Consider the following 13872-nt stretch of genomic DNA (forward strand, 5'->3'; position numbering starts at 1 on the left):
GCACCTGCCAGGCCATACTTTGGGAGGTATAAAAACAAACAGCGCCACCCTGTTGGAGGGTGGCGCTGCATGTATAGCTCGTGAATAGCCGCTTATATATGGATGGCGCGATTCTCGGTGGCTGCCAGACACGCTTCTTTCATGGCTTCGGCGTAGGTCGGGTGCGCGTGGCTCATGCGGGCTACGTCTTCGGCAGAAGCCCGGAACTCCATGGCCGTTACTGCCTCTGCGATCAGGTCGGCAATGCGCGGGCCGATCATGTGCACGCCCAGAATCTCATCGGTCGCCTGGTCGGCCAGCACTTTCACAAAGCCATCCGTATCGCCGGATGCCTTGGCACGGCCCGAAGCTTTGAACGGAAACGAACCGGTTTTGTAAGCGCGGCCCTGCTCCTTCAGCTGCTCTTCGGTAAAGCCTACGCCAGCCACTTCCGGCCAGGTATACACCACCCCTGGGATCAGGTTATAATTGATATGCGGCTTCTGCCCCACCATATACTCGGCTACCAGCACGCCTTCTTCTTCGGCTTTGTGCGCCAGCATCGCTCCACGGATCACGTCGCCGATGGCGAAAATGCCGGGTACGTTGGTTTCCAGGTGATCGTTCACGGCAATCATGCCGCGCTCGCCCATCTGCACGCCGGCGTTCTCCAGGCCCAGGCCTTCGGTGTAGGGCTTGCGGCCCACCGATACTAGCACATAGTCGCCTTCGAACGTCACAGCCTCACCTTTCGGATTCTCGGCTGTTACTTTTACTGTTTCGCCTTCGTTGGTAGCGCCAGTCACTTTGTGGCTCATAAAGAACTCAAAGCCCAGTGTTTTCTTGAGGATGCGCATCAGCTCTTTGCCCAGGGCGCGGTCCATGGTCGGGATGATGGAATCCATGTACTCTATCACCTGTACTTTTGCTCCCAGGCGTGCATACACCGAACCCAGCTCCAGGCCGATCACACCACCCCCGATAATGATCAGGTTTTTCGGAACCTCGGTGAGTGTCAGCGCCTCTGTAGACGTAATGATGCGCTTTTTATCAACAGGCAGGAACGGCAAGGAGGTTGGCTTGGAACCCGTTGCGATGATAGTTCTGTCTGTTTCGATCTGCTGCTCTTTGCCTTCGGCGTCGGTGATTTTGATCGTGTTCTTGTTCACAAAAGATCCCAGGCCGAAGTAGGTATCGATCTTGTTCTTCTTCATCAGGAACGCAATGCCATCGTTGTTCGACTTTACCACGCCTGCTTTGCGCGTGATCATCTGCTCCATGTTCACCTGCAGGTTTTCCAGCTCGATGCCGTGCTCCTTAAAGGAATGCGCGGCATTGTGAAAATGCTCCGACGAATCGAGCAGCGCTTTGGACGGGATACAGCCCACGTTAAGGCAGGTGCCGCCCAGCACGTTATACTTCTCTATGATTGCAGTTTTCAGGCCCAGCTGCGCGCAACGGATCGCTGCCACGTAGCCCCCAGGACCAGAACCGATTACGGTTACATCGTATTTCATTTCTTTCAAATTAGAAATTAAAAATTAGAAATTATGAGTTTGACTTCATTGTGATAAGGATTTTGCTGATGATCTTTCTTAACTGCATGCAATCCTCATGTGTGGAATCAAACGCATTTTCGGGAATGTACTGGCTGTCCTTAAGCAGGCGCAGCCAGTATGAGGTTTCCCTAGCCTCTTTTGCGGCTATGTTTAATTTATGAATGAAATCAGCTTTAGAACTTGCAGCAATGGCTTCCTCTACATTTGCCCCAATGGAAGTACCACTTCGTAGCAGTTGCTTTGCAAGTACAAACTCTTTATGTTCTCCTGTTAAGAATTTATAAAGCTTGATTACACGAAGGGCAAAAGCATAGCTCTTGTCGCAAATGACATTCTCCTTCTTCTCCTCCCGCACAATTTCTAATTTCTAATTTCTAATTCATAATTTAGCTTAGACGCCTAATAACAAGCGCATCGGATCTTCGATGAGCTCCTTCACACGCACCAGGAAGCTTACCGACTCACGGCCGTCGATGATGCGGTGGTCATAAGACAGGGCCAGGTACATCATCGGGCGGATCTCTACTTGTCCGTTGATGGCAACCGGGCGCTGCACGATGTTGTGCATACCAAGTATAGCCGACTGCGGCGCGTTGATGATCGGCGTAGACATCATGGAACCGAACACACCACCATTGGTGATAGTGAAGGTACCGCCCGTCATCTCCTCGATCGACAACTTGCCATCGCGGGCTTTTTTGGCAAGGCGCACTACTTCTTTTTCGATGCCATCCAGCGTCAGTTGCTCGGCGTTACGGATAACCGGTACCACCAGGCCTTTAGGTGACGACACGGCAATGGAAATATCGCAGAAATCATTAAAAATCATGTCATTGCCATCGATCTGCGCATTGACGGCCGGCCACTCCTGCAGGGCTACAGTACACGCCTTGGTGAAGAACGACATAAAGCCTAAGCCTACCTCGTGCTTCTCCTTGAACTTGTCTTTATACTTGGCGCGGATGTCCATGATCGGCTTCATGTCTACCTCGTTGAAGGTGGTGAGCATGGCCGTTTCGTTTTTCACCTGCACCAGGCGGCGGGAAACGGTTTTGCGCAGCGAGCTCATTTTCTCGCGGCGCTGGTTGCGCTCGCCGGCTACAGCTGGGGCAGCAGCCTCTTGTTTAGTAGGAGCTGCGGCAGCTGGCTGTGCAACCGGTCTGGCCTGCGCGCCCTGGGCATCTTCTTTGGTGATGCGGCCATCACGGCCTGTGCCCTGTACCTGAGCGGGGTTAATGCCTTTCTCGGAAAGGATCTTACCGGCCGCCGGCGATGGCGTACCGGAAGCATAAGTCTGGGCACCAGACGTAGCGGCGGCTGGCTGCGCAGCGGCTACCTGCTGGGTAGCCGCCTCCTGCTTGGCAGCAGCCTGTGCGTTTGCCTGCACTGCGCCTGCACCTGGCAGTATGCGGCAAATGGTGGCACCGATCTCAATTGTATCGCCTTGTTTGGCTACGATCTGCAGGGTACCAGCCGCTTCTGCCGGCAGCTCGAAGGTAGCTTTATCAGACTCCAGCTCCGCGATCACTTCATCCATGGCTACATGGTCACCATCTTGTTTGAGCCAGTTGGCAATGGTAACTTCTGTAATCGATTCGCCTACAGTCGGCACTTTCATTTCCACGGCCTCGCCGGCACCGCTTGGCGTGGCAGATGCTTGGGCAGGCTCGGCCGCTGCCGGAGCAGCAGGAGCTGATGCCTGGGCAGCAGCTGCGGGAGCGGCTGGGCTGGTGGCAGCGCCATTGTCTTCGATGCGGCAGATAATAGCCCCCACATCCACTGTGTCGCCTTCCTGGGCTACAATGCGTAAAATTCCTGCAGCTTCGGCGGGCAGTTCGAACGTGGCTTTATCAGATTCCAGTTCCGCAATCACCTCATCCATCTCCACGCGGTCGCCGTCTTTCTTTAGCCACTGGGCTATGGTTACCTCGGTGATCGACTCACCCACAGCAGGCACTTTTACTTCTAAGCTCATATTTTATTCAATTAGGAATTACGAATTATGAATTACGAATTATAAAGAAGGGAGACCATGAAAGACTTGCCTTTGGATGGCTTCCCTCCTATATAATGTCTAATTTTTAACTTCTGATTAAACAGCAAATGCTCTGTCCACAATATCCTGCTGCTCTTTTACATGCACTTTCATGTAACCGGTAGCAGGCGAGGCACTGGCTTTACGGGCTACTACGTCTTCTATGCTCTTACGCATCAGGCGCAGGATGTACGTCCAGGCGCCCATGTTGGCAGGCTCTTCCTGTACCCAGTAAACTTTGGCGTTAGGATATTTGCGCAGTTCTGCCTCCAGCTGCACCTGCGGGAAAGGTGCCAGCTGCTCGAGGCGTATGATGGCCACGTCCTTGCGCTTGTTTTTCTGCTGCTCTTCCAGCAGATCGAAGTATACTTTGCCGGTGCACAGCAACACTTTCGTTACTGATTTGGCAACTGCATAATCATCTCCGATCACTTCTTTAAAGCTTCCGGACGTAAAGTCTTCTACCGGAGAAACCACCAGCGGATGACGCAGCAACGACTTTGGCGACATGTTAACTGCCGGCTTGCGGAACGGCAGCGCGAGCTGGCGACGCATAAAGTGGAAGAAGTTTGCCGGTGTGGTAATGTAGGTCACAAAGATGTTGTTCTCGGCAGCCAGCTGCAGGAAGCGCTCCGGACGGGCATTCGAGTGCTCAGGCCCTTGGCCTTCGTAGCCATGTGGCAGCAGCATCACCAGGCCGTTCATACGCTGCCACTTCGATTCGGTAGCTGTGATGAACTGGTCGATCATGACCTGAGCGCCGTTGGCAAAGTCGCCGAACTGGGCTTCCCAGATAACCAGCGCATTGGGGTTTGCCATGGCATACCCAAACTCAAAGCCCAGCACACCATACTCCGACAAAAGCGAGTTGTAGATCTCAAACGAGCCCTGCTTCTCGGCCATGTGGTTCAGGTTGTTATAAGGAGCGCTGGTCACGGCATCGTGCAACACGGCATGGCGGTGCGAGAAAGTACCCCGCTGCACATCCTGGCCCGAGAAGCGAACGATATGGCCGTCTAACAGCACCGAACCGTAAGCCAGCAACTCGCCGGCTGCCCAGTTGAGCTGCTTTGTTTCAAAGAACATGTCTTTGCGCTCTTTCAGCAGTTTCTCGATCTGCTTCAGCGGTTTGAAGCCCTGCGGCAACGTGGTCAGCGCCTGGCCCACCTGCTCTATCACCTGTAGCGGCACGCCGGTTTCAGGCGACTGGTTGAAATCTTCCGGCGTGGAACGGCGCAGCGACTGCCACTCTATTTCCATCGACTGGTAGTTATAAGGCAGCGGCTTCTGCTTTACCATGTCAAGGCGGTCCTGCAGCAGTTGCCGGAACTCCTTGTCCATGTTGTTGGCCAGCTCGGCATCTACCTCGCCGCGGCTGATGAGCTCCTTGTTGTATACTTCGCGCGGGTTAGCGTGCTTGGAGATCAGGTTATAAAGTTGCGGCTGGGTAAACTTCGGCTCATCCGACTCGTTGTGGCCATGGCGGCGGTAGCACACCATGTCAATGAAGAAATCGTTGTTGTAGCGCTGACGGTATTCCATGGCCATGCGCATAGCAAACACCACGGCCTCCGGATCGTCGCCGTTTACGTGCAGCACCGGCGCATCAATAACTTTGGCCACATCCGTACAATAGATAGAAGAACGGGCATCTTCAAAATCGGTGGTAAAGCCTACCTGGTTGTTGATCACAAAGTGGATCGTACCGCCCGTGTTGTACCCCTCCAGATTCGACATCTGCGTTACCTCATACACAATACCCTGCCCTGCCAGGGCAGCATCGCCATGTATAAGGATGGGTAATATTTTATCGGCATCTTTGTTATAAAGCGTATCGATTTTAGCACGCACAAACCCTTCTACTACCGGGTTTACCGCCTCGAGGTGCGAGGGGTTGGGCGCCAGTTTCAGATTAACTTTGTGGCCCGATGGCGTCACTACTTCCGAAGAGTAGCCCATGTGGTATTTCACGTCGCCATCGCCCATGGTTAGGTCCGGAACGGCGGTGCCTTCAAATTCAGAGAAGATCTGCTCATAGGTTTTGCCCATGATGTTGGCCAGCACGTTGAGGCGGCCACGGTGTGCCATCCCGATCACCACTTCCTCTACGCCCAGTTCAGCGCCGCGGTCGATGATGGCATCCAGCGCGGGAATGGTTGTTTCGCCCCCTTCGAGTGAAAAGCGTTTCTGGCCCAGAAACTTGGTGTGCAGGAAATTCTCGAACACCACGGCTTCGTTCAGCTTGTAGAGAATGCGCTTCTTAAAGTCGATGGAGGGGTTAAAGTTCAGCGACTCGGTTTCCACTTTCTGCTTGAACCACTCCAATACCTCCGGGTCGCGGATGTACATGTACTCAAACCCAATCGGACCTTCGTAGATCTTTTGCAGCGAAGCAACAATATCACGCAGCGTAGCCGCCCCGATACCGATCACATCGCCTACCTGGAACACGGTGTCCAGGTCTGCTTCTGATAAGCCGAAATCGGCCAGGTCTAATCTTGCACGGCGATCTTTGCGCATACGCACCGGGTTGGTTTTGGAGCGCAGGTGGCCACGGGTGCGGTAAGCGTGGATCAGGTTACGCACCGCTACTTCTTTCGCTGACTCGCCTGTGGCTTCCGCGCCTTTGGCCGGAGCAGGAGCTGCCGCTGGTGCTGCTTCGTGGCCGTTGCCGTTATAGGCGGCCGAGAAATCAAATCCCTCAAAAAACTTGCGCCACCCGAAATCAACTGATTCCGGATCCTGCTGATAAGCTTTGTACAGCTTATCAATGTAGTCGCCGTGCGCGTTGGCGATATAGCTATATTTATCCATAGGTATTACGACTGTGTGTAAAGGCAAAGTTAGTAGTATTTCTTACAAATCAAATTTCATGTATTCGCATACGCAAATAACCCTTAAAAACAAGACTATAGCAACCAATTGGGTACTACTTCTGCTGTGCTACCTACTTGCTTAACGGGCATCTTGCTTAAAGTGTACGTAATCGCCTGCTGAAATTATACCTGCCTACGCAGGTTCCTACCTGCTCAAGTAATCCGCTCTGCCAGGCAGGAGCAGCAGCAGGCCAACGCATTTTAAGCTGCATTGTTATGCCATCGCCTCATTTTCAAAATAACTGCCATGTTACTTTTGTTAGGTATGAAATAACACACAATACACTTTCACGCTGTATATACTAAGTTTACTTGCGCTGCAGGAGGCCTAATCAGCTAAAAAGGCATGTTACTTTCATACGTTTGGTTTCCTGTTTAATGCTGCCGCAACATACTATCTTTAACTTACTCTTAAGTGATCTTACCAGCACGATGTGCTCAAATCGTAGGCGGATGTTCCTGTTGACTAACCATTTATACTTATGTATAGTTACCTGTTGGAAGAGTTATCGAATGCAATTGGAGCAAGGCTACTTGTTGCGTTCGACTATGATGCTGAAAGCTGCATTGTAGAGCCACACCTGCTGGGTTGTAACAAAAATGGCGAAGACTGCCTGCATGCCTGGCAAACAAGCAACACGGCAGAGACAGGTATAAAAGGAGTATGGCGCTGTTTTCTGTTCAGCAAAATTAAAAACCTGAAGCTGCTCGATGACCGCTTTAGCCATAAACGCCCGGGCTACGACCCCTATGAAAACACCATGACACGCATTTATTACCGTATTTAATGCACCAGTAAAAGCTTAGAATGTTCCTTTTGCGCCGCCTCTCCAAGTTATGAAAACTACCTGCCCTTGCGGCAGGTAAAAGATCATCGGAACAAACTGGGCTTTTACCCGTGCCATACCCGCACACCGCCTCCACGTATAAGATGGGATGTCCTGAAGCTGCTGCCGGCATGTGCCGGTTGCAGTGGCTTGTTTGCCCCTGCGCAGCAGGTCCGGGAATTGTTCTTATCTTCAGCAAGACTAAACAAGTATGCTCTATGAAAAATAACCTTCCGCTGCTCACCCTGCTGGGCCTGCTGGCAATAGGCTGCAACGAAAGCGCCCGCCAGGTAGCCGATACCAACGACGAAGCAGCAGCAACCACAACGGTCGCCAGCACTGTTTTAAAGCCCGCGTTACAAAGTATAACGGCTGCGGATCTTTTAAAGCGCACCAAAGTGCTGGCCTCTGATGCCTTTGAAGGCCGGGCACCGGGTAGTGCAGGCGAGGATTCGACGGTTAACTACCTTACCCGCCAGTTTAAACAACTGGGCCTGCAGCCTGGCAACCCTGATGGCACCTATGTGCAGAACGTACCCATGGTTGGTTTTACCCCGCAGCCCAAGGCATCGTTCGAGGCGGGCGGCAAAACAATCAGCCTTACCTTCCCCACAGATTACGTAGCGCTCACCAGGCGTTTTGTTCCCAGCATCGACGTAACGAACTCCGATATGGTGTTTGTGGGCTATGGCATTGTAGCACCTGAGTATGGCTGGGACGATTACAAAGATGTGGACGTGAAAGGCAAGACAATCGTCATGCTGATCAATGACCCGCCGGTACCCGCTCCCGGCAATGCAGGGCAACTGGACAGCACCATCTTCGGTGGCAAAGCCATGACCTACTATGGCCGTTGGACCTACAAGTATGAGATTGCTGCCCAGAAAGGCGCGGCTGCCGCAATCATCATTCATGAAACGGGCCCGGCCGGCTATCCCTATGAGGTGATCTCAGGGAGCCACAGCCGGGAGAACTTCGATATCAATAACCCTAACAAAAACATGGATCGCGCCAAAGTGGAGGCATGGATCACTACGGATAAGGCACAGCAGCTTTTCACAGCGGCCGGCAAGAACTTTGCGCAGTTGAAGCAGGCTGCCCTTCAAAAGGACTTTAAACCTGTGCCGCTAAATGCCAAAGCCAACTTCAGTATTAAAAACAAGCTGCGTGAGATCCAGTCCCGCAATGTGATTGCCAAGCTCGAAGGCGCTGATCCAAAACTGAAAGAGGAGTATGTGGTTTATTCTGCCCATTGGGACCACCTGGGCAAAGATCCTTCCCTGAAAGGCGATCAGGTATACAACGGGGCCCTGGACAACGCCAGCGGCACTGCCGGCCTGCTTGAACTGGCCGAAGCATTCACCAAGCTGCCTCAGAAGCCTAAGCGCTCCATCCTGTTTCTGGCAGTAACCGGCGAGGAAAAAGGATTGCTGGGCTCTAAGTATTACGCCACTAACCCGCTGTACCCGCTGAATAAAACACTGGCCGATATCAACATGGATGTGCTGAATGCCTATGGCCCGACAGAGGATGTGACCGTGATCGGCTATGGAAACTCTACGCTGGAAGACGTGCTGGCGCAGGAAGCAAAATCACAGAAGCGCCACATTGTGCCGGAGTCTTCACCGGAGAACGGCTCTTTTTACCGCTCCGATCATTTCGAGTTTGCCAAGCAGGGCGTTCCGGCCCTGTATGCCGAATCGGGGGTAGTGGCCCGCAACCAGCCTGCCGATTATGTGAAGAAATGGCAGGAAAACTATACAGCCAAAGATTACCACAAAGTAAGCGACGAGGTGCGGGACGACTGGAACCTGGACGGCGCCGTGGAGGACCTGCAGCTCTTTTTCCGGGTTGGCCTGCGAGTGGCAAATACCCCGAAATATCCTGAATGGAAAGAAGGGACCGAGTTTAAAGCAAAGCGCGACGCTTCGCTTTCCGGCACCAATAGCGCCAGCGCTTCCCGGTAGCCTGCCTATTTCATAAAAGAGCCCCTGCATACTTTGCTGTATGCAGGGGCTCTTTTACTTATGGCTATACTTACTTTGCTTTTCTATAGCGTAGGTCGGTTAACGATACGCTATACTCCTTGGCTGCTGTATTATGCACAATAGTATAGGTTAACGGATAATAGCCGGACTTCTGCACTTTTGGGGCTTGGGCCACATCCATCTTCATCACGGCGTTAGGTGCTAACTGCTGCAGGTAGGTAACGGCTACCATGGGCTCAAAAAAGATCACCTTGTTGTTATTTGCGCCATAGATAAAGGTTCTTGTAAATTCGCCGCCATTGTGCTGCGGTTCATGCAAGTCTTCCCAGTGCACGCCCATATTCGGCACGGCAAACATGCCGGAGGAGTAGTTTTCTGGCATGTAGTTCTTTTTAAAGCTGTCCGTATTCTCCTGCGGCCCCCCGGTGATCTTCGCCCTTTCTTCATCGGAGATCATGTAAAAGTGAACATCAAAGTGAGGGACAAAGTATACTTCCGGGTGCCCCATGCTGTTCCAATCCAGCGAGATGGTTTTAAAAGGCGTTTTAGCACCCTGCTCCGGTAAGGGCAGCGTAAACATGGCATCCGGCTGCTTGGCCAGGCTTTCCACTGCCTTTACCGATACGTTCATCCCGATCGCTTCCGGTTTTCCATCCTTGTCCAGCTTAACCCAGGCTTTGGCATAGCCATCCCCTACCGTAGTAGAAGGGCCGTAATAAGTTCTGGCGTGGTCCTTGTCGCCTCCTGGAATAACATCATCCAGTCTGTCGCAGCCAGACAGTGAAAGGAAAAACAGGGCAAGTGAGAAAGCCCAGATACTGCGGTACATTGGTTGTTTCATAGCTTTTGATTTTATAAAGTGATGCGAAATTATTTACTGCTAACTCACGGGGCATACTGCCGGCCCGGCTTAGCATATCATCAAGTTACATATTGTGACTTTAATTATAAATTTTTATACTATGTAAACTCCTGCCTTTACTATAACTTTATACTTGTTTGCCCGGCGCATGTCTTCCATCCCGAATTAAGGGCCCTTTACGTAAGTATAAGTACCGTTAACTTCTAAAAACACAGTTATACTTCCTTCCGGGGGTTACCTGACGCGTATGGGAGTATAAAGAGTACAAAAATTAATTTGTACACAAATTGATATTCTTATGAAAAAGACATGGAAATTAGCCTTTGCCGCCTTTGCAGTTTTTGCATTTACGGCTTGTGGCACCGATAACAATAATGCAACCGAATCTGATACAATGGAATCCACTGATCAGGTAGATACGACTACTACGGATAGCAACATGGATTCTGATACGACTGTGGTGCAGGACTCTACTGTAAACGATGGCGTTATAGACAACATTAAAGAGGAGCAGCCTCCTGTAGAATAACCTAGTTTTTACATTACCATTCCCTAAGTCTCTGCCCGCCTGGGCAGAGACTTTTTTTGTGCCCACCAGAACGAATAGGGCCGTGGGAAGAGTACAAAAGAATAAAGTGCAGAGGGTGCTTATGTGCAGTAAACATTTTAACTTTAGGAATGGAAAATACACCGCTAATGCACGACGGCATGGCCATTAAGCTCATTGAGTCGGACAAAGCTTTGCTGCGCACCGTGGAAGTGCTGCAGCAGAATAAGGTGCTGGCGCTGGACCTTGAGTTTGACCAGAACCGCTTTACGTATGGCTTCAACCTGTGCCTGATACAAATTGCCGACGAAAGTGGCACCTGTTATATCATAGATCCCTTTACGCTGACCACGCTGGCGCCGCTCTACACAGTGCTGGAAAATCCGGCGATCACCAAGATCATCCATCACTCCAATAATGATATTATGTTGCTCAATAAGATGGGCTGCAACATCAAGGGCGTGCTGGATACCGATGTAGCGGCAAAACTGCTGAACTACGAACGCTCCTCGCTGGCCACGGTTTTAAAGGAAGAGTTTGAAAAGGAAATTGATAAGTCGCAGCAGTCCAGCAACTGGAACAAGCGCCCGCTTACCGAAGAGCAACTCCGCTACGCCGCCATCGATGTGATCTACCTGCACCAGGTGATGCAACGCCTGGTAAGCCAGTTAGCGGAAAAAGGGCGCTTGTCGTGGCTGGAGGAGGAAGATCATCTGTTGGAACAGATCTCTTATTCAGAGCCGGAAAACCCGCACCTCAAGCTCCGCAATGCTTTCCGCCTTACTACTTACCAGCAGTTCATTCTGAAGAAGTTATTCGCATTCAGGGATGAAATGGCGCAGGCCTTCAACAAACCCTCTTCATACGTGATCGGAAACGAAGCCCTGGTAGAGCTGGCCAGCACACCGGATGTAGCCGTACACGAATGGCTACATCATACCAAAGGTATCCACGGCGGCCTGAAAAAGCCTCGTAACGAGAAACTGTTGAAAGAAACCCTGGAGCAGGCGCAGCACGAAGCCCAAGAGTTAAACATTCCGCACGACTTTGCAGATAACCGCTGGCAGCGGCCCCTGCGCACGCCTGAAACAGAGCAGCGCAAAGAGGCACTTACCCAGGTACAAAAAGCAATCATAGAGAAGTATGGCGAGTTCACTTCCCGCCTCATCATCAACCAAAGCCTGATTACGGAGTATAGCCAGACAGGCCAACTGCGCTGCACCAAGCAATATGCCACGGACATTGTGATGAACACAGCCCAGGAGCTTGGTATACCTTTACCTACCCCTACCCTTGTAGGCAAGTATAAATAGTTGTTTGCACTATAAAAGATAGAAAACAGCACATGAGTGAATTCAGAACAGAACACGACTTTTTAGGAGAAAAACAGATCCCCAATGTCGCATACTATGGCATACAAACGGCCCGCGCTTTAGAGAACTTCCACATCACCGGAATACCTGTTTCAAAAGAGCCCCTTTTTATCCAGGCGTTTGGGTATGTAAAGAAAGCAGCTGCCATGGCCAACCGCGACTGCGGGGTAATTGATCCGAAAATAGCAGAGGTTATTTGCCAGGCCGCCGACCAGCTGATAGCCGGAGAGTACCTGGACCAGTTTGTGACCGATATGATTCAGGGTGGCGCGGGCACATCGGTGAACATGAACGTGAACGAGGTTATTGCCAATATTGGCCTGGAGATACTTGGCCACCCAAAAGGAGCTTACGATTACCTGCATCCGAATAACCACGTTAACTTTTCGCAATCCACTAACGATGCCTATCCTACAGCTTTCCGGATCGCTTTATACCATAAGATCGAGCGGTACATCCTGAGCCTGGAAGCCTTGCAGCAAGCATTTGCCCGCAAAGCCGAAGAGTTTAAGGATGTGCTGAAGATGGGCCGTACCCAATTGCAGGACGCTGTTCCAATGACGCTGGGTGCTGAGTTCAATGGCTTTTCTACCACTATCAAAGAAGATATCCAGCGGCTGCATGAAGTTAAAATGCTGATCTGCGAGATCAACATGGGCGCCACCGCAATCGGTACTTCTATTAATGCTCCTGCAGATTACCCTGTTAGAGTAACAGAGCATTTACGGGAGCTAACGGATATTCCGCTGGTTCTGGCAGAAGATCTGATCGAGGCCACCTGTGACACAGGTGCCTATGTGCAGATATCGGGTGTGTTAAAGCGCTCTGCCGTAAAGATATCGAAGATCTGTAACGACCTACGTTTGCTTTCTTCTGGCCCAAGGGCAGGTATAAACGAAATTAATTTGCCCCGGATGCAGCCCGGCTCCTCAATTATGCCTGGCAAAGTAAATCCGGTTATTCCGGAGGTAGTAAACCAGACCGCTTATTATGTTATAGGTACCGATGTCACCATTACGATGGCAGCCGAAGCCGGCCAGCTCCAGCTTAATGTAATGGAGCCAGTTATTGCCTTTAGCCTGTTCAGTTCTTTTACTTACATGGAAAATGCCTGCTATACTTTGCAAAGTAAATGTGTGGATGGTATTACGGCCAACGAGGAGATCTGCAAGAACATGGTAATGAACAGCATCGGCATTGTTACAGCGCTTAATCCTATACTTGGCTACGAAGAATGCTCCTCTATTGCCAAAGAAGCACTACAAACCGGTAAATCTATACATGATATCGTTGTAATTGAAAGAGAACGTATCACGCAGGAGAAATGGAATGAAGTGTTCTCCCTCGAAAACCTGATCCATCCGAAGTTTATCAACAGCTAGCTTCCAGAAATAGACTGACGTACAAAGCCCCGGTATAACCGGGGCTTTTTTATTGTACAACTGTTCTGAAGCAGCTATGATCATATGTCAGGGCTAGATTAAACAGAAGCTGTTTAGCTTTTTCAGGTAAGGCAGCTATAGTCCTTAACACTAAGGTAATTACCCTAATGCCTGGTGCCAGCATTTGCTTGTGCCTACGTGTTGATTGCAGGAGCCGCTTTCGGCGCAGAGCGCAGAGGAAGAAGAACTTGGAATAGCCGAACACCACAGAGGCCAGCTCTATGAAGTATAACGAAGTATAAACAGCTCTTTGTACTTCCAACGAAAGTGAAGCCGGGCTGGCCTAAGTATATGCCAGCCTCTTTACCAGGTAATAGGTATACTCCTCTGCTTTAGGAGTTGGTATAGGGTAAAAACAGCAACACCCCCTGTTCCGTGAAGGAG

At 51.0% G+C, this 13872-nt stretch carries 10 protein-coding genes; 5 read left to right on the forward strand and 5 right to left on the reverse strand.

Annotation, left to right across the window (positions count from 1 at the left end; all coding sequences use genetic code 11):
- Positions 1-92 precede the first annotated feature (92 nt).
- The 4 genes from lpdA to LWL52_RS20420 form a co-directional block, all read right to left on the reverse strand.
- The gene (gene lpdA / locus LWL52_RS20405) at positions 93-1496 is read right to left on the reverse strand and encodes a dihydrolipoyl dehydrogenase (protein WP_242923804.1); all 1404 of its coding nucleotides are present in this window, start codon (positions 1494-1496) and stop codon (positions 93-95) included.
- Positions 1497-1527: 31 nt separating this feature from the next.
- Positions 1528-1893, reverse strand: a complete 366-nt coding sequence (locus LWL52_RS20410; protein WP_242923805.1) for a four helix bundle protein — start codon at positions 1891-1893, stop codon at positions 1528-1530.
- A 36-nt stretch (positions 1894-1929) separates the two neighbouring features.
- Entirely contained in the window at positions 1930-3513 is a 1584-nt protein-coding gene (odhB, locus tag LWL52_RS20415) for a 2-oxoglutarate dehydrogenase complex dihydrolipoyllysine-residue succinyltransferase (RefSeq protein WP_242923806.1), read from the reverse strand.
- Between the two features lie 117 nt (positions 3514-3630).
- The gene (locus tag LWL52_RS20420; protein WP_242923807.1) at positions 3631-6387 is read right to left on the reverse strand and encodes a 2-oxoglutarate dehydrogenase E1 component; all 2757 of its coding nucleotides are present in this window, start codon (positions 6385-6387) and stop codon (positions 3631-3633) included.
- A gap of 544 nt (positions 6388-6931) precedes the next feature.
- Between LWL52_RS20420 and LWL52_RS20425 the strand changes: the two genes are divergently transcribed.
- Together LWL52_RS20425 and LWL52_RS20430 are read left to right on the forward strand one after the other, a co-directional pair.
- Complete coding sequence (locus LWL52_RS20425) at positions 6932-7237, forward strand: WYL domain-containing protein (RefSeq protein WP_242923808.1); 306 nt, start codon at positions 6932-6934, stop codon at positions 7235-7237.
- Between the two features lie 257 nt (positions 7238-7494).
- Positions 7495-9243 carry a M28 family metallopeptidase gene (locus tag LWL52_RS20430; protein ID WP_242923809.1) on the forward strand — a complete coding sequence of 583 codons (1749 nt, stop codon included), beginning with the start codon at positions 7495-7497 and terminating at the stop codon, positions 9241-9243.
- A 70-nt stretch (positions 9244-9313) separates the two neighbouring features.
- Here LWL52_RS20430 and LWL52_RS20435 read toward each other — a convergent pair whose 3' ends face one another.
- On the reverse strand, positions 9314-10105 hold the full coding sequence (locus tag LWL52_RS20435; protein WP_242923810.1) for a DUF5602 domain-containing protein: 792 nt from the start codon (positions 10103-10105) through the stop codon (positions 9314-9316).
- 319 nt (positions 10106-10424) lie between these two features.
- On the opposite strand from LWL52_RS20435, the gene LWL52_RS20440 reads away from it, so the two are divergent.
- From LWL52_RS20440 to aspA, 3 genes are all read left to right on the forward strand, one after another.
- Positions 10425-10655 (forward strand): hypothetical protein, encoded by a 231-nt coding sequence (locus tag LWL52_RS20440; protein ID WP_242923811.1) that lies wholly within the window; start codon positions 10425-10427, stop codon positions 10653-10655.
- Between the two features lie 149 nt (positions 10656-10804).
- The gene (locus tag LWL52_RS20445; RefSeq protein ID WP_242923812.1) at positions 10805-11986 is read left to right on the forward strand and encodes a ribonuclease D; all 1182 of its coding nucleotides are present in this window, start codon (positions 10805-10807) and stop codon (positions 11984-11986) included.
- A 32-nt stretch (positions 11987-12018) separates the two neighbouring features.
- The gene (gene aspA / locus LWL52_RS20450) at positions 12019-13428 is read left to right on the forward strand and encodes an aspartate ammonia-lyase (protein WP_242923813.1); all 1410 of its coding nucleotides are present in this window, start codon (positions 12019-12021) and stop codon (positions 13426-13428) included.
- Positions 13429-13872 lie beyond the last annotated feature (444 nt).

The sequence above is a fragment of the Pontibacter liquoris genome, from assembly GCF_022758235.1.
GTDB classification, from domain to species: Bacteria; Bacteroidota; Bacteroidia; order Cytophagales; family Hymenobacteraceae; genus Pontibacter; species Pontibacter liquoris.